The organism is Comamonas testosteroni ATCC 11996 (assembly GCF_000241525.1).
GTDB classification, from domain to species: Bacteria; Pseudomonadota; Gammaproteobacteria; order Burkholderiales; family Burkholderiaceae_C; genus Comamonas; species Comamonas testosteroni.
The window spans coordinates 99166-116841 of the sequence record NZ_AHIL01000020.1; the positions used below are offsets into that span (position 1 = coordinate 99166).

A 17676-nucleotide genomic window follows, 5' to 3' on the forward strand; every position below is an offset into this window, starting at 1 on the left:
GCCGGTATAGGACTCAGATTGTGGCTCCGAGCGGGATATCGATGCTTTGATAGCAGACGGCGATGTAATGGTGCAGGCGCTGTTGCTCGTCGCGCACTGCCGTCAGGGAAATCTGATGGCGGTTCCCGTCATGGTGCATGACGCGCAGGCCTTGCCAGTGTCCTTTTTTACCGATTTCCGTCCAGATCTGCGACCATTGAACAGCCGTATTGTCATCGCCATGGATGAAGAGACTGGAAAACTCCTTGTTCTTCGCCGCTTGGCGGTTCAAGCCGCTGATACGTGCAAAGGCCGGGTTGATGTCTACAATTTTTCGGTTCGCATCAAGTACCACCATGCCTTCGAAGGAATGATTGAATACCGTGGCAGCTATATGCAGTTGCCGCTCGGTGCGCTTGCGGTCCGAGAGATCGGTCAGAAGGCCTACATACATGCGCTGACCCCGTGCCTCGGCCTGGCTCAAGGCCAGGCGCATGGGAATCAGCGTACCGTCCTTGTGCTGACCAAGCACCTCTGAAATCTTGTTCTTCAGAGGTGGCGCGTTGTTTCGCTGGCCGGCTTCATGCTGTTCCAGATAGTGATCATGCTGGTTGAACAGTGCAGCGGGCATGAGCATTTTCACGTTCTGGCCCAGTACTTCATCTGGGCTCCAGCCGAATATGACCTCAGCTGCCGGGTTGTAATCGGTGACGCATCCCCGATTATCGATGCAGATAATTCCATCTGCTGCCATATTCACCAAAGCTTGCAGTCGGGCTTCATTCATATCCACTTTCAGCCAGCGACTGCGGTACTGAATCAAGGCATTGGCCTGTGCAATCAGTCCGCCAAATAGCAGAGTAATCACGGCAATGGTCAGCGCCAGAATCAAACGATCGTTCGATGATGCCGCATCATGCGTTTCATGCTCGGCCGTGACTCGCAGCGCCAGCATGGCTGTGTAATGCATGCCCGATATCGCGGCGCCCATGATGATGGCCGCCAGTGTTTTGCGCCAATGATCTTGTTTGAGGTTGAAGCGTGCCAGCCCAAAACGAATCCAGAGGGCCAAGGTGGCCAGCGCTACGCCAACAATGAGAGAAATGGCAAACCAGAGTGGTGAATACTGGTGCGTGGCAGGCATGCGCATTGCTGCCATGCCGCTGTAATGCATGGCAGCAATGCCGATACCAACCGCCAAGCCACCTAAAGCCAATTGCCTGATGTTGAGTTCATTGTGAGCCAGCAAGGCAAGGGCCACTGCTGATGCTGCGATGCCTGGGATGATGGAGAAGACGGTAACTGGCAAATCATACTGAACTGCAGCATGCATCGAATAGGCGAGCATGCCGATGAAATGCATGGCCCAGATGCCTATGCCCAGTGACAGCGAGCCGCTCACAATGGACCAGTTGCGCAACTGCCTTGATGTGGCCAATCTGGCAAAAGCTGCATGGCGCAAAGCTTGGCCAGAGGCAATCCAGCAAACTGCCAGCGATAAGGTCACGAGGAAGGGGTCATATTCACCCTTGAGCACGTGAGCGTCGGCAGACGGGCTCCAGAAAAATTGCGCCAGCATGAATCATGATCCTGTAACACTGAAAGCACATTCAGTTACCTGGCAAGCTTCTCATGAAGTGGGTAGGCCAATATTTCAAATATGTAGGATAAACACTGGAACGGATCGAACGTCGATCTTTTAGATCGCAGCTTCGAGTCCATTTGCGAAATGCTGCTGCACTGCGCTCATGGCAATTTTCGGATCTCGCTTCAGCAGTGCTTGCATGATGGCTTCGTGCTCTGCCAGGGAGTCTTCAATACGGCCTTGCTTGAACAGCGATTTGTGACGGTTGAGCTTCATGACCTTGCGCAAATCGGCCACTAACTGGTTACGCCAGCGGTTATCGGCAATATCGAGGATCTGCATGTGAAAGCTCTCGTTGAGCGCAAAAAAACGCTCGGCGTCGGCTGTGTGCCGCTTCAGCTCCTCGTGGGTCTGCTGCAGACGCTGCAGTTGCTCGTCCGTGGCTTTGCCGGCAACCTCGGCCGCAGCATCTGCCTCCAGCAGACTCAGCAAGCGATAGACGTCGGAGATGTCCTTGCGTGAGACCTCTGTCACGTAGGCGCCCCGGCGCAGCTTCATGGTCACCAGGCCTTCGGCGGCCAGCACCTTCAGTGCCTCGCGCAGGGGCGTGCGGCTGATGCCGTATTCCTCGGCAATCTTGAGTTCGTCGATCCAGGCTCCGGGCTCAAGCTCTCGCCGGAAGATGCGTTGACGCAACTGCTCGGCGACCTGCTCATATAGCGCAAGAGGAGTAAGTGTTTTGCTTGTCATTACGCGAGATTATATGCTGCAAGTATTTTGAATTCATAATTATGAATCATGTACACTAGTCGCATCTAGGTAGTTCACCGCAATTCCAAACTTCACTGCGCGCACCGCATACGAGAGACAACATGAGCCAAGAGAATCCGGCACAGGACCCACAAGAATTTGCACCCGCTGATCTGCAAGCCTGGAACAAGGCCGCCAACAAGGCGGCCCCCGGTGGTGACATCAACAACCTGAACTGGGTCACGCCGGACGGCATCACGGTCAAGCCACTGTATACGGCCGAAGACACGCAAGATCTGCCATTCACCAACACGCTGCCTGGATTCGCCCCTTATATCCGCGGCCCCCAGGCCACCATGTATGCAGGCCGGCCATGGACCATTCGCCAGTACGCAGGTTTCTCCACCGCCGAAGAGTCCAACGCCTTCTATCGCAAGGCGCTGGCTGCCGGCGGTCAAGGCGTTTCTGTTGCTTTTGACCTCGCTACGCACCGTGGCTACGATTCCGACCATCCGCGTGTGACGGGAGATGTGGGCAAGGCCGGTGTGGCGATTGATTCCGTCGAGGACATGAAGATCCTCTTCAACGAGATACCCCTGGACAAGGTGTCCGTTTCCATGACCATGAACGGCGCCGTGCTGCCCGTGTTGGCTGGCTATGTGGTAGCCGCAGAAGAGCAGGGCGTCTCGCAGGACCAGCTCGCCGGAACGATTCAGAACGACATTCTGAAAGAGTTCATGGTGCGCAACACCTATATCTATCCGCCCAAGCCGTCGATGAAGATCATTGGCGACATCATCGAGTACACGAGCCAGAACATGCCAAAGTTCAACTCGATCTCGATCTCGGGCTACCACATGCAGGAAGCCGGCGCCAACCAGGCGCTGGAAATGGCTTTCACGCTGGCCGACGGCAAGGAATATGTGAAGACAGCCATTGCCAAGGGCATGGACGTGGATGCTTTCGCGGGCCGTCTGTCCTTCTTCTGGGCCGTGGGCATGAATTTCTACCTGGAAGTGGCCAAGATGCGTGCCGCGCGCCTGCTGTGGTGCCGCATCATGAAGGGATTTGACGCAAAGAACCCCAAGAGCCTGATGCTGCGCACGCACAGCCAGACGTCAGGCTGGTCGCTGACCGAGCAGGACCCCTACAACAACGTGGTTCGCACCACCATCGAAGCCATGGCAGCCGTGTTTGGCGGCACCCAGTCCCTGCACACCAATGCACTGGACGAGGCCATTGCACTGCCCACGGAATTCTCGGCCCGCATTGCCCGCAACACACAGCTGATCATTCAGGAAGAGACCCATATCACCAACGTGATCGACCCCTGGGCTGGTTCCTACATGATGGAAAAGCTGACCCAGGAAATGGCCGACAAGGCCTGGGCCATCATCGAGGAAGTCGATGCCATGGGCGGCATGACTGCGGCCGTGGACAGCGGCTGGGCCAAGCTCAAGATCGAAGCCGCCGCCGCCGAGAAGCAGGCGCGTATCGACTCGGGCAAGGAAGTCATCGTCGGCGTCAACAAGTACAAGCTGGCCAAGGAAGACCCGGTCGACATTCTGGAAGTGGACAATGTCAAGGTGCGTGACAGCCAGATCGCGCGCCTCAAGAATATCAAGGCGAAGCGCGATGCAGCCCAGGTCGAAGCAGCGCTGGCTGCCATCACTGCTGCTGCAGAATCTGGCGAGGGCAACCTGCTGGACCTGTCCATCAAGGCCGTGCGCCTGCGTGCCACGGTAGGTGAAGTTTCCGACGCGATGGAAAAGGCGTTTGGGCGCCATCGCGCCGATACCCAGAAGGTGACTGGTGTGTACGCTGCCGCTTATGACTCGGCCGAAGGCTGGGACAAGCTCAAGGAAGAGATCAACACCGCTTCGCAGGCCATGGGCCGCCGCCCCCGCGTGATGATCGCCAAGCTGGGTCAGGACGGCCACGACCGCGGCGCCAAGGTGGTCGCAACCGCCTTTGCGGACCTGGGTTTCGATGTGGACATGGGGCCGCTGTTCCAGACACCCGAAGAATGCGCTCGCCAGGCCATCGAGAACGATGTGCACGCTGTGGGGGTCTCCACTCTGGCAGCCGGTCACAAGACCCTGGTGCCGGCCATCATTGAGGAGCTCAAGAAGCAGGGCGCGGACGACATCATCGTCTTCGTAGGCGGAGTGATCCCCGCTCAGGACTATGATTTCCTCTACAACGCGGGCGTCAAGGGCGTATACGGCCCCGGCACCCCCATTCCTGCCAGCGCCAAGGATGTGCTGGAGCAGATCAAGAAGGCCAACGGTCTCTGATCGGCCGGCAAGCATCGATAGCAAAGGCGATCGCGACGTGACACCTGAGCAAATGCAAGACGGCATCCTGCGCGGCAACCCTGCCGTGCAGCGCCGGGCCATGGCCAAGGCCATTACCTTGCTTGAATCCTCCCGGGCCGACCATCGTGAACAGGCCGACGGCCTGCTCACCGCTCTGCTGCCGCACACGGGCAAGGCGTTTCGCCTTGGCATCAGCGGCGTGCCGGGCGTTGGCAAATCCACCTTCATCGAAGCCCTGGGCCTGTACCTAATAGAGAAGGGTCTGCGTGTGGCCGTGCTGGCGATCGATCCGTCCAGCACCGTCTCGGGCGGCTCCATCCTCGGCGACAAGACCCGCATGGAGCAACTGTCCATGCGGCTGGAGGCCTATATCCGCCCCAGCCCCAGTAGCGGCACGCTGGGCGGCGTGGCCGAAAAGACGCGCGAGGCCATGCTGGTCTGCGAAGCCGCCGGTTATGACGTGGTCATCGTCGAAACCGTGGGCGTTGGCCAGAGCGAGATCGCCGTGCACGGCATGACGGACATGTTCTGCGTGCTCCAGCTGCCCAATGCTGGCGACGACCTGCAGGCTATCAAAAAGGGCGTGATGGAGCTGGCCGACCTCGTGGTCATCAACAAGGCCGACATCGACCCTCATGCCGCCACGCGTGCACAGGCCCAGATCACATCGAGCCTGCGCCTGCTTGGCATGCACGGCAACCCCGATCACGCCAACACCGGCGCGCTGTGGCAGCCGCGTGTGCTGCAGATCAGTGCCTTGCTGGGGCAGGGGGTGGAGGGCTTCTGGGCTGCAGTCAGCAACTTCAGGGAGCTGCAGACCGCCAACGGCCGCCTGGCCCTGCGCCGCGAGAAGCAGGCCCTGGCCTGGATGTGGGAGCGCATCGACTTCGGCCTCAAGCAGGCGTTTCGCCAGCACCCGCAGGTCAAGGCCCTGCTCCCCATCCTTCAGGACGATGTGGCCTCGGGTCGCATCGCCGCCAGTACGGCAGCAAGAAATCTGCTTCTAGCCCAAATGCAGTAGGCGCTAGCAGCTCTTATTACCATAGCATCGCAGCATCACCATTGCGAGACAAGCAACCCAAATCACGTTAGAGGACAAGCATGCAAGACGATATCCTGAAGCAGCTGGAAGCCAAGCGAGAACTCGCTCGGTTGGGTGGGGGACAAAAGCGCATTGATGCGCAGCACAAGAAAGGCAAGCTGACCGCACGCGAGCGTATCGAGCTGCTGCTGGACGACGGCACTTTTGAAGAATGGGACATGTTCGTGGAGCACCGCTGCACGGACTTCGGCATGGAAAACACCAAGATCCCCGGCGACGGCGTGGTCACCGGCTACGGCATGATCAACGGCCGTCTGGTCTTTGTGTTCAGCCAGGACTTCACGGTGTTCGGCGGCGCACTGTCCGAAACCCATGCCGAGAAGATCTGCAAGGTGATGGACCAGGCCATGAAGGTCGGCGCTCCCGTCATTGGCCTCAACGATTCGGGTGGTGCTCGTATCCAGGAAGGCGTTGCCTCTCTGGGCGGCTATGCCGATGTGTTCCAGAAGAATGTGCTGGCCTCGGGCGTGGTGCCCCAGATCTCCATGATCATGGGCCCCAGTGCCGGCGGCGCCGTGTACTCGCCGGCCATGACCGACTTCATCTTCATGGTCAAGGACAGCTCCTATATGTTCGTGACCGGGCCCGAAGTCGTGAAGACCGTGACCCACGAGGAAGTCACGGCCGAAGAACTGGGCGGGGCCATCACCCACACCACCAAGAGCGGCGTGGCGGACATGGCTTTCGACAACGACGTGGAAGCACTGATGATGCTGCGTCGCCTCTATAACTACCTGCCCTTGAACAACAAGGAAAAGGCTCCCGTGCGCGAAACCACAGACCCCGTGGGCCGCGCCGACATGTCGCTGGATACGCTGGTGCCTGAAAACGCCAACAAGCCCTACGACATGAAGGAGCTGATTCTCAAGACCGTGGACGATGGCGATTTCTTCGAGCTGCAGCCCGAGTATGCCAAGAACATCATCATCGGTTTTGCCCGCATGGCCGGTCAGACCGTGGGCGTCGTGGCCAATCAGCCCCTGGTGCTGGCCGGCTGCCTGGACATCAAGTCCTCCATCAAGGCGGCGCGCTTCGTGCGCTTTTGCGATGCCTTCAACATCCCTGTGGTCACCTTCGTGGACGTACCCGGTTTCATGCCCGGCACTTCCCAGGAGTACGGCGGCATCATCAAGCACGGGGCCAAGCTGCTGTATGCATATGCCGAAGCCACGGTGCCGAAGATCACCGTCATCACGCGCAAGGCCTATGGCGGTGCGTACGACGTGATGGCCTCCAAGCATTTGCGTGGTGACGTGAACCTGGCCTGGCCCCACGCCGAAATTGCCGTGATGGGCGCCAAGGGCGCGGTGGAGATCATCTTCCGTGAGGACAAGAACGATCCCGTCAAGCTGGCTGCACGCGAAGCGGAGTACAAGGAACGCTTTGCCAACCCCTTTGTGGCTGGCGCCCGTGGCTTTATCGACGATGTGATCCAGCCGCACGAAACGCGCAAGCGCATCTGCCGCTCGCTGGAGATGCTCAAGAACAAGCAGCTGGACAACCCCTGGCGCAAGCACGGGAACATCCCCCTGTAAGAACAAGAAGAACCAGGAGATATATCCATGTTTACCAAGATTCTGATTGCCAACCGCGGCGAGATCGCCTGCCGAGTCATCGCCACCGCCCGCAAGATGGGCATCCAGACCGTGGCGGTCTATTCCGACGCCGACAAGGACGCGCGCCATGTCAAGCTGGCCGACGAGGCCGTGCGCCTGGGCCCCGCACCCAGCCGTGAGTCCTATCTGCTGGGCGAGAAAATCATTGAAGCCTGCAAGCAGACCGGCGCACAGGCGGTGCACCCTGGCTACGGCTTTCTCTCGGAGAACGAGGGCTTTGCCAGGCGCTGCGAAGAAGAGGGCATTGCCTTCATCGGCCCCAAGTCGCATTCCATCGCAGCCATGGGCGACAAGATCGCGTCCAAGAAGCTGGCTGGCGAAGCCCAGGTCAACACCATCCCCGGCTACAACGATGCCATCGCCGGCCCCGAGCAGGCCGTGGAAATCGCCAAGGGCATTGGCTACCCGGTGATGATCAAGGCCTCGGCCGGTGGCGGCGGCAAGGGTTTGCGCGTGGCCTTCAACGACAAGGAAGCCTTTGAAGGTTTTGCCTCGTGCCAGAACGAAGCGCGCAACAGCTTTGGCGATGACCGCATCTTCATCGAGAAGTTCGTGCAGGAGCCCCGCCACATCGAAATCCAGATTCTGGGCGACAGCCACGGCAATGTGGTTTACCTGAACGAGCGCGAGTGCTCGATACAGCGCCGTCACCAGAAGGTGATCGAGGAAGCGCCTTCGCCCTTCATCAGCGATGCCACCCGCAAGGCCATGGGCGAGCAGGCCGTGGCCCTGGCCAAGGCCGTCAAGTACCAGAGCGCTGGTACCGTGGAGTTTGTGGTCGGCAAGGACCAGGACTTCTACTTCCTCGAGATGAACACCCGTCTGCAGGTCGAGCACCCGGTGACCGAATGCATCACCGGACTCGATCTGGTCGAGCAGATGATTCGTGTGGCCGCCGGCGAAAAACTGTCCTTTGCACAGGCCGATGTGAAACGCGACGGTTGGGCCATCGAGTGCCGTATCAACGCCGAAGACCCGTTCCGCAACTTCCTGCCGTCGACCGGCCGCCTGGTTCGCTTTGCACCTCCCGAGCAGACCATGTGGCAGTCCGATACCGAGCACCTGAACGGCGTGCGTGTGGATACCGGCGTCTACGACGGCGGCGAGATCCCCATGTACTACGACTCGATGATCGCCAAGCTCATCGTGCACGGCAAGGATCGCAACGACGCCATCGCCAAGGCCCGCGAAGCGCTCAACGGCTTTGCCATCCGCGGCATCAGCTCCAACATTCCATTCCAGGCAGCTCTGCTGGCACACCCGGACTTTGTCTCGGGCAAGTTCAACACCGGCTTCATCGCCCAGCACTATGCCGATGGCTTCCATGCCGAGGACGTGCCCCACGATGATCCCGATTTCCTGGTGGCTTTGGCCCTGTTCCGCAATCGCCGCTACCGTGCACGTGCATCGACCATCACCGGCCAGATGCAGGGCCACCAGGTGCAGGTGGGCGAGAAGTACACTGCCGTGGTTCTGGGTGCTGAAGGCCAGAACCAGTATGTGACTGGCGAGGTGACCGACTTCGACGCCCAGGCGCGCGTCTGCAAGGTCGTGATCGGCGAGAAGGCCTACGAGTTCCGCAGCAATGCCGATATTCGCGACCTGGTGGTGCGTGGCGTGTGCAACGGCAACGCTTTCACCTGCCAGATCGAACGCGGCAACGGCAAGAACCCGCTGGCACTGCGCGTCATCCACAACGGCACGCAAGCCGATGTGCTGGTGCTCTCTCCCAAGGGCGCAGAGATGCACAAGCTCATGCCTTACAAGGCCCCGCCCGACCTGTCCAAATTCCTGCTCTCGCCCATGCCCGGCCTGTTGGTCGACGTGGCAGTGCAGCCCGGCCAGAAGGTGCAGGCCGGGGAGAAGCTGGCCGTCATCGAAGCCATGAAGATGGAGAACATCTTGTTCGCAGCGCAGGATGGTGTGGTCAGCAAGATCAGCGCCGCCAAGGGCGACTCGCTGGCGGTGGACGACATCATTCTGGAATTCGAGTGATGAGAGCTTTTCGGGGCCTCTGGTCAGAGCCGATATGGTCTGAGCATGAGGCCCCGAAGCAAAAGCCCGCACGGCTTTGGCTCTGCGGGCTTTCCAATTTTCAATAAGATCGGCTCTATCCTTTATCCAGATTCAGCTAGTAGCTATGACATTGAAAGCAGATACAACGATTTCCCGCCCTGGCAGATTGACGCGTACGCTGCTGGCTCTGTTGGGGACGCTGCTGCTTGTCGATGCTCTGGTACTGATGGGCATGGGGCATTTCAATGTCGGCGTGGTGTTGCCCGCCGGCTTGGGCGCTGCGGCCTTGGGGCTGAGCTGGAAATGGCAGGCCGTGCAGCACTGGCGTGCAGCCAGGGCCCTGCATGCAAGGCTCTGGTCACTTGCCTGGGCCGGCCTGGCGCTGTGGCTGATCAGCCTTTTCTGGTTCTGGAGCCACCTTTTCGGTCTGGGCCTTGCGCCGCAGCAAGTGCCGCCCGTGCAATCCATTGTGGTGCTGGGCAGCGGCACGCTCGATGGTCACCCCAGGCCGGTTCTGGCTGCGCGACTGGATACGGCAGCAGAACTGGCCAAGCTGCAGCCCCAGGCCTTGGTCGCTGTCTGCGGCGGTGTCGATTGGGGTGAAAAAGAGTCTGAGGCCGAGGTCATGGCTCGCTATCTGCAGCAGCGTCACGGTATTGCTGCACAGCGGCTGGTGCTGGAAAAGCTCAGTACCAGTACCGAGCTGAACCTCAAACTCAGCCGGCCCTTGCTGGCCGAGCGCGGCGTGGCCGCAGATGCACCCATGGCCATGGTCAGCAGCGACTTTCACCTGATGCGTGCCATGAACATTGCAAAGCGGCAGGATCTGCCTCAGGTCTATCCCGTGGCTGCTCCGACCCCTTTGACCACGCGTTTCAATTCCTGGCTGCGCGAATACTTTGCCATGGCCAGCAGCTGGTTGCTGGGCGAGGTCTGATATTTCAATAAAAACCGGCTCTGGCGCTTACCAGTATTGCGCCTTAAGCTATCAATCAAGGAGTCATTCATGAGCAATCGTCCTTTCAAGGTTCTGGGCATTCAGCAAGTCGCCATCGGTGGCACCGACAAACAGCGCATGAAAAAGCTGTGGGTGGACATGCTGGGTCTGGAGCAGACCGGCACCTTCCAGAGCGAGCGCGAAAACGTGGATGAGGACATCCTGGCCATGGGGCGGGGCGCGATGAAGGTGGAAGTGGACATCATGCAGCCCATGGACATCGAGAAAAAGCCCGCCGTGCACGCCACGCCGCTGAACCACATCGGCCTGTGGATCGACGACTTGCCCAAGGCCGTGGAATGGCTGACCGCCAATGGCGTGCGATTTGCTCCCGGCGGTATCCGCAAGGGAGCGGCAGGCTATGACATCACTTTTCTGCACCCCAAGAGCAATGACGAGTTTCCGATTGCCGGCGAGGGCGTGCTGATCGAGCTGGTGCAGGCTCCGGCCGACGTGATTGCGGCGCTGGGCTGAGTGCTTCTGGCACCGGCAGCCAGATTGCAGCAGCGTAATAGCTGCGATTGTTCTCAGAACTGATAGCCGAGCCTGATCCCGAAAGCCGTGGCGGACTCGGCATCAAATGCCGCCAGGGTCGTGCCGCCGCTGGAGATATTTACCGAACCCAGACGCTGGTAGCTCAGCCAGGGCGTGAGCTTGAACTGTCCTTGCTGATAGCTCACCCCCACCGTGTAGCCGAGACGGCCATCGGTGGGGCGCAATGGCGACAATGCAGCCTTGTCGCTGCGCTTGTCATAAGCCACGGCGACGAAGCCGGACCAGTTCGCCGCCAGCTTCTGCCCAAGACCCAGCGTGTAGGTGGTGGTGTCCTCCATGTCCGCCAGGCTGCGGCCAGGTAGTACCGCCGCCAGGGTCTGCGGATACAGCCTGAATTGCGACCAGTTGGTCCAGCGAACCTGTCCAAAGAGCAGGGTGCCTGGCGTGATACCTGTCTGGATATCCAGGTTCAAGCTTTGCGGGGCAGTCGATGCCGTCCTCGTTTCGCCCGGCCATAGGTTTTCACGGGTCGCGATCTTGTGCTTGATTGCCGAGTAATAGGTTGCAGCGACGCGCAAAGCCATATCCGGGCGCTCATAGCTCATGCCCAGCAAGTAGCCTGGCTCGGTACTGGGTCTGAAATCCACCTGGTACCCATTGAGCGCTCCAAATACCATGCCCCCCAGGGCGACATGTCCTTCGGTGCGTTGCAGGCGCAGACCGCCATGCACGGCCCAGTGCTCATCCCAGCGGTAACGTAGCGCTCCCATGAGCTCATGGCTGCTCACGCGGGTCTGCGTGCCGCCAAAAAGAGGCGATTGCAGCGGGCTGTAAGCGATGTCAAGGCCAAAAGGCTTGCTCAACATCAGCAGCAACGAGGTGCGTGGATTCACATCCTGCTTGTATGCAAAGCCCCATTGGGTGTAATCGTCAGCCACCTGTCCGGTGGACTTGCCCAGGGCATCCAGGCCCTGGATCCGGGGCCGAACCGTATAGGTCTCTACGGAAAGATAGCGGCCGTTCTCAAATAGAGGTCCGAGATCCTGGCCAGTTCTATCAAGGCCGCCGGCCTGGGTGCAGAGCCCCCACATCATGGCTGCACAGCCAGCCCCCGCTTTTGCTTTTCTCAACGCCTGCTCCAACGCTCTGATTCCAGTTGCATGAATGTAATTTAATGTGTCCAAGTGACAGGCGCATAGGTCTAATTGGAGGATGCAGTCTCGTGCAGTTGACGCTTTCGGGGCTCTAGAGAGCTACCTGTGTGGCTTATGCTGTGCGCTGCGAGTGATCGCCGCCCGAACCCCAAAGCCGCGCAGAAAAATGCCTCCCATCTCGACCGCTCTCACAACCGCTTACTACGACCGCCAATACAACGCCCGCGCCAGCGTGCAGGATCCGCAGGCGTATATGACGCGCTACACGCAGGAAAGCCAGGCCGCATTTGCATTGTCTGGCGCCGTTCGCAACCAGCGCTACAGCCCCAGGGCTACTGATGTTCTGGATATCTATCTGCCCGCAACGCGGGCAGCGAAAGCACAGGCTGCGCCTGTTTTCATCTTCATCCATGGCGGCTACTGGAAGGCCTTGAGCAAGGATGATTCCGCTTTCATGGCACCCGCACTGACGCAGCAAGGTGCCATCGTCGTGGTGCCTGACTACGATCTGGCTCCGGCCGTCACGCTTGACCATATCGTCGAGCAGATGCGCCAGGCCTATGCCTGGGTGGTGCGCAATATCGCCATCTACGGTGGTGATGCCTGCAATATCTGTGTCTGCGGCAGCTCGGCCGGTGGACATTTGGCAGCCATGCTGTTGGCTAGGGGGTGGCAGCAAGACTATGACCTGCCAGTGCAGGCAGTGCCTCGATCAGTCTTGACCTTGAGCGGCCTGTTTGACCTGCAGCCGCTGCTGACAACCCATATCAACGACTGGATGCAGCTGGACGATGCTGCAGCCATACGCAACAGCCCGCGCTTTCTACTTCCCGATGCGAGTACGCATGGTCAGTGCCAGCTGCGCGTGAGCTGCGGCGAGTTTGAAAGCCATGAATTCAAGCGCCAGTCGCGCGAATACCTGGCTGCGTGGCAGGCGCGTTGTCTGCCGGGGCAATGGGTGGAGGCGCCGGCTACCAACCACTTTGATTTGCCACTGCAACTGGCCGATCCGCAATCCGCCATTCATCAGACTGCGCTGCAGCTGATGGGGCTTGATCAGTCCTCGTCCAGCATGCGCGCGGCCTGATTGTTGAGTGCCGAGTCGGCCCGGAAGTAGCCGAGTACGGTGTTCACGCTATGGTGCCCGGTCAATGCCATGGTGTCAGCCAGCGGCAGATTGCGCCTGCCGGCCTCGGTCACAAATCCCGAGCGTAGCGAGTGTGCCGAAAAGTCTCCTTCCACACCAGCCAGCGCACAGCGTTCTTTAACGATGTTGCGCACCGCAGCGGGAGTCAGTGGCTCTGCCACATGGCCTCCTTTGCGGATTCGCCTGAAGATAGGACCTTCTGTGATCCGTGCAGCATCCAGCCATGCTCTCAAGGCAATGGCTGCGCGGCCGGTAACGGGCTTGTGATTTTCGGGGGCATCGGTGCCGCTCTGGTTGGTCTTGCTATGGCTCAGGGTGTAGATGAATTCCCCATTAGCCACGGTGCGCAGGAAACGCATATCGGCGCCAGCCACTTCGGAACGGCGACGCCCGCCACTGGCCCAGGCAAACAGTAGCAGCGCCCGGTCGCGCAGGCCGCGCAAGCTGTCGTCGCAGCTTGCCAGCAACTCCTCCAGCACATCGCGCGTCAGCGCCTCTTTCTTCTGTGGCAACTCGCCGCGCCTTGCATAGGCCTTGCGCGTGCGCGACATCAGCTCCTTCACTGCCCCGTCCTGACAGGGATTGGGCAGGGCATGCACCTGATGCGCCTTGGACATCACGGCCATGCGATGCACCAGCGTGCTGTGTGAAGGTGCCCCTTTTTTACCCTTGTAGCCGGCTGCAACCAGGGCTTCATCGATTTCGGGTGGCATTTCATGGAGCAAGCCCCCAGAGGTCTGCCTCTGGGCATGGTCGATGATGAATTGCAGCACCGTGGAAACCTGCAACGGCAGTTGCATGGGCTGACCAAGGCGCAGCAGATGCCAGGCCGCCCAATAACGCATGGCGCTTTGATAACTGCTGCGCGTATTGCTGGACTCTCCTTCCTGCATGAGCTCCTTGATGGCTTCATGCGCTTTGGGTGCAAGAGCAGACTCCGGCACATCCTGTGTCTGCAGGCGGTTGGCATCAAAAGTCACAGGAGCAGGGAAGGGCGAGGGCTTTCTTGAATCCATGGCGCTATTTTCCCCCTGACTTTGCATGCCAGCTGAAATCGATGTGCCGGCAAAAGCAGGCGCAGCACCGCGGACCCTGCTGTCCTTGCTCACGCGTCCTTGTTCACGCCCTGTCAGGCGGGCGCAACTCTGTGTGAGGGCCTGCGAGCTGATGGCAGGCATCGCGTACATCAATGACAGCTATCAGGCACAGCATGCCTTCATGCCAGCCTGATCACAGGCTTGGCAGAACCACCTGTACGCAAACCAGCGAAATTGCTCTCGCTCGAACTCAGAACGGACTTCATCCGAATAAAAGGGAGTGAAAACGGGTTAATGTACGTTGTCATCTGTATGAAAATTTCATACGTAATATTTAATACATAAGATGTATTGTGTATTACGTAGATTAAATATAGATCACGATAACAATCACTTATCGTTAGTTATTTGAAGCATGGATATGAATACAAGCAAAACTACGTCCAGAGGTGTTCAGGAGTCCGATGTCTGGGCTGCGGCGGATGCTTTGATTGCCCAGGGGCTGCGTCCGACCATAGAGCGGGTGCGTCAGCAGATAGGGCGAGGCTCTCCCAATACGGTCAGCCCCATGCTGGAGACCTGGTTTGCAACGCTGGGCCGTCGTCTGGGCGTGGCTGGAGAGCAGGACCCGTCCGTGTTGCAATCGGTGCCGGACCCTGTGCAGCGTCTGGCCGAAGAGCTCTGGAATACGGCGCAGGAAGAGGCGAAAGCCGCAGCCAGCAAGGCTTTGGATCTTCGCGAACAGGCTTTGAAAGCTGCAGAGCAGGCATTTGTGGCTCAACAGGAGCAACTCGCGCAGCGCCAGGCCACTATGGAAGCGCAAAAAGATGCGCTGAATCAAGCCCTGCAGGCAGCTCAAAATCACGCCCAAGACTTGGCTCGGCGTCTTGACGAAATGCAGCAGACGCTACAGGAACGTGATCAGCGCCTGGAAGAACTGCGTGATGAGCTGAGCAAGGCCGTACGCCAGCGTGAGTTGCAGCAGCAAAAGCACAGCGAGGAAATTCAGTCGGCCGCCGCCGAGCGCCAGCGCATGGCCGAGCAGTACGCGGGCAACGAACGCCATATGCTCAACGAGGTCGATCGTGCGCGGCAGGAACTCACTGCAGCGCGAAAAAGCCTGCAGGAGCAGGAACGCAAGGCAGAGTCCCGCTATCAGGAGTTGCAGACTCGCTTTGAACAATCCGAGCAGGAGATCCTGAATCTGCATGCCCAGTTGCAGACCGCCCAGAACACGGCAGCATTGGCGCAGGAGCGTGCAGCCGATCTCAAGAGCCTGCTGGAGGCACAACAAAGACTGGCGGCAGCAGCCAATGCAGCGGATCCCAATGTGGCCCAACCCCTGACGCGTCGAAGCAATCTGGCGGCAACCCGGCGCTCCATAAACCGACGAACCTTGCGCTAACCGTTATCCGGCGCCCAGGCTGCGATCCAGCTCAGTCTCGGCGCCAAAGGCTTGACCGCCGGTTGATGCCGGTGGCTTGTCAATATTGGCGGTCAATGTCAAGCCGTAACTGAAGAGCCATGAGTATTTTGAAAAGAATAATCGGTAACGTCCTACATTTCGGCACGCTTTTGTCTTTAATAGTGGATGGAAATAGAAGAAGACAAGAACCTACCCAGCTAATGGACGTGGCATCAGTTTTGAGATAGGCGATCTCAATCCACGCTTCCTAGTAGCAAACCGCTTTCTCCTGAGTTCAAGCATTTCCAGGCCCTCTGCTTTTTGGGTGCCTGGACGGGCTTTCCGTTGCTTGATCCTTTTATCCGGAAGTAGAGGTGGCCGTGGAATTACTCAAAAGCATCTTTCACCAATCACCGGAGGCCGCACTTTTCGCGTCTCTGGCTCTGGGGTACTGGGTCGGCAAGTTCCGCTTCGGATCATTCCAGCTGGGTGGTGTGGCTGGTTCGCTATTGGCGGCCGTGTTGATCAGTCAGATCGGTATACAGATCGATTCAGGCATCAAGGCTGTGCTTTTCGCCTTGTTCATATACGCCGTAGGCTTTGAAAGCGGCCCGCAGTTCTTCAATTCTTTGGGGCGTCATTCGGTCAAGGAAATCATGATGGCCGTCGTGGTGGCTTTGTCCGGCTTGATCACGGTGGTGGTGATTGCCCGGATATTCGGGCTGGACAAAGGCCTGGCTGCAGGCCTTGCAGCCGGCGGACTGACGCAGTCGGCAATCATTGGGACAGCTGGCTCTGCCATTGAGAAACTCGGGCTCTCGGGTGAAGAGGTGCAGCGCATGCAGGCCAATGTCGCCATCGGCTATGCGGTCACCTATATATTCGGCTCTTTCGGCGCCATCATCATGTGCGTCAATGTCCTGCCATGGATTACCGGACGCAATATCCGGGATGACGCGGTTCAAGCCGAGCAGGAGCAGCTCAAGGGCGTTCGGGTTTATGGCGTGGGTGAATCGCCAGCGGCACCCGATCTGGTGGGGCGTATTTTCCGCGTCGCTCAATCAGGCAAAACAGTGGCCGATCTCGAAGCCGAGGGGACTCAGGGCAGGGTGACAGTGGAGCGCATTCAGCGAAAGAATGCCCTGGTCGGCGTAGACCCCAGCCTGGTACTCGAGGCTGGCGACATTATTTTGCTGGTCGGACGCCGCTCCGCCGTGGTGTCTCTGGGCAAGTCGGTAGGCGATGAGCTGCCTGGTGCCCAGGGGATGGATGTGGTGATGGTGCGCCGCGATGTGGCCATTTCCAATTCCCAGTATCTGAACCGCAGCGTCAAGGACATTCTGGACAGCCTGTCTCAGGATCTCAAGCACGGCGTCTATGCCGAGGGCTTGATACGCGCGGGCTCGCCGGTTCCCATCACTGCGCAGACCATGGTGATGCCCGGCGATGTGGTCACCTTGTTCGGCACGCCTCAGGACGTTCAGAAGGCAGCCCAGGCCGCCGGTCCCATCATTGTTCCCAGCGACAAGACCGACTGGGTGTTCCACGGCTTCGGCATTGTCGTCGGCCTGCTGATCGGCCTGCTGGTGCTGCGCATAGGCGCTATTCCCATCACCTTGGGCAGCGGTGGCGGAGCCTTGCTCTCGGGTCTGCTGTTTGGCTGGTGGCGAAGCCGCAAGCACACCATGGGCAATATGCCGACAAGCGCCTCGACATTGCTGCGCGATCTGGGCCTGGCCGGCTTTGTGGCCATGGTGGGCCTGCAGTCCGGCCAGCAGGCGGTCAGCACGGTCATGGAGCAGGGCTTGACGTTGTTCATGCTGGGTGTTCTGGTCACCATCATTCCGCTGCTGATTGCCATTTTGTTTGGCAAGTATGTGCTGCGCTACGACAACGTGGCCGTATTCGCGGGATCGCTGTCGGGCGCACGCAGTGCCAACCCCGCGTTTGGCGAGGTTCTGGACAAGGCCGGCAATTCAATCCCCACCACCCCGTTTGCAATCACTTATGCGTTGGCCAATGTGTTCCTGACTTTGTTGGGTCCGCTGGTCATTGCTTTTGCGTGAAACCCCTGC

General features: G+C 59.2%; 13 protein-coding genes. 9 read left to right on the forward strand and 4 right to left on the reverse strand.

What is annotated here, in order from left to right; all coding sequences use genetic code 11:
• Positions 1-13: 13 nt before the first annotated feature.
• Positions 14-1558: an MHYT domain-containing protein gene (locus CTATCC11996_RS08290; protein ID WP_003075073.1), complete on the reverse strand. Its 1545-nt coding sequence runs from the start codon at positions 1556-1558 to the stop codon at positions 14-16.
• A 120-nt stretch (positions 1559-1678) separates the two neighbouring features.
• Positions 1679-2314, reverse strand: coding sequence for a GntR family transcriptional regulator (locus CTATCC11996_RS08295; protein ID WP_003075074.1), 636 nt, complete (start codon positions 2312-2314; stop codon positions 1679-1681).
• Positions 2315-2436: 122 nt separating this feature from the next.
• Between CTATCC11996_RS08295 and scpA the strand changes: the two genes are divergently transcribed.
• From scpA to CTATCC11996_RS08325, 6 genes are all read left to right on the forward strand, one after another.
• The gene (scpA, locus tag CTATCC11996_RS08300) at positions 2437-4611 is read left to right on the forward strand and encodes a methylmalonyl-CoA mutase (protein WP_003075075.1); all 2175 of its coding nucleotides are present in this window, start codon (positions 2437-2439) and stop codon (positions 4609-4611) included.
• A 37-nt stretch (positions 4612-4648) separates the two neighbouring features.
• The gene (gene meaB / locus CTATCC11996_RS08305; RefSeq protein ID WP_003075076.1) at positions 4649-5653 is read left to right on the forward strand and encodes a methylmalonyl Co-A mutase-associated GTPase MeaB; all 1005 of its coding nucleotides are present in this window, start codon (positions 4649-4651) and stop codon (positions 5651-5653) included.
• 80 nt (positions 5654-5733) lie between these two features.
• Positions 5734-7269, forward strand: a complete 1536-nt coding sequence (locus CTATCC11996_RS08310) for an acyl-CoA carboxylase subunit beta (RefSeq protein WP_003065036.1) — start codon at positions 5734-5736, stop codon at positions 7267-7269.
• Positions 7270-7296: 27 nt separating this feature from the next.
• The gene (locus CTATCC11996_RS08315; protein WP_003075077.1) at positions 7297-9345 is read left to right on the forward strand and encodes an acetyl-CoA carboxylase biotin carboxylase subunit; all 2049 of its coding nucleotides are present in this window, start codon (positions 7297-7299) and stop codon (positions 9343-9345) included.
• Between the two features lie 145 nt (positions 9346-9490).
• Positions 9491-10303, forward strand: a complete 813-nt coding sequence (locus CTATCC11996_RS08320) for a YdcF family protein (RefSeq protein WP_034348465.1) — start codon at positions 9491-9493, stop codon at positions 10301-10303.
• A 69-nt stretch (positions 10304-10372) separates the two neighbouring features.
• On the forward strand, positions 10373-10837 hold the full coding sequence (locus CTATCC11996_RS08325) for a VOC family protein (protein ID WP_003054918.1): 465 nt from the start codon (positions 10373-10375) through the stop codon (positions 10835-10837).
• Positions 10838-10890: 53 nt separating this feature from the next.
• Here the strand turns inward: CTATCC11996_RS08325 and CTATCC11996_RS08330 are convergent, their stop codons facing one another.
• Positions 10891-11952: an OmpP1/FadL family transporter gene (locus tag CTATCC11996_RS08330; protein ID WP_003075079.1), complete on the reverse strand. Its 1062-nt coding sequence runs from the start codon at positions 11950-11952 to the stop codon at positions 10891-10893.
• Between the two features lie 226 nt (positions 11953-12178).
• Here CTATCC11996_RS08330 and CTATCC11996_RS08335 point away from each other — a divergent pair, with 226 nt between their 5' ends.
• Entirely contained in the window at positions 12179-13099 is a 921-nt protein-coding gene (locus CTATCC11996_RS08335; protein WP_003075080.1) for an alpha/beta hydrolase, read from the forward strand.
• Here CTATCC11996_RS08335 and CTATCC11996_RS08340 read toward each other — a convergent pair.
• Complete coding sequence (locus tag CTATCC11996_RS08340) at positions 13069-14175, reverse strand: site-specific integrase (protein WP_034348470.1); 1107 nt, start codon at positions 14173-14175, stop codon at positions 13069-13071. The genes CTATCC11996_RS08335 and CTATCC11996_RS08340 overlap by 31 nt on opposite strands.
• Positions 14176-14617: 442 nt before the next feature.
• On the opposite strand from CTATCC11996_RS08340, the gene CTATCC11996_RS08345 reads away from it, so the two are divergent.
• Both CTATCC11996_RS08345 and aspT read left to right on the forward strand, forming a co-directional pair.
• The gene (locus CTATCC11996_RS08345; protein ID WP_003075083.1) at positions 14618-15601 is read left to right on the forward strand and encodes a DNA-binding protein; all 984 of its coding nucleotides are present in this window, start codon (positions 14618-14620) and stop codon (positions 15599-15601) included.
• A 380-nt stretch (positions 15602-15981) separates the two neighbouring features.
• Positions 15982-17667 carry an aspartate-alanine antiporter gene (aspT, locus tag CTATCC11996_RS08350; protein ID WP_172590551.1) on the forward strand — a complete coding sequence of 562 codons (1686 nt, stop codon included), beginning with the start codon at positions 15982-15984 and terminating at the stop codon, positions 17665-17667.
• Positions 17668-17676: the final 9 nt, after the last annotated feature.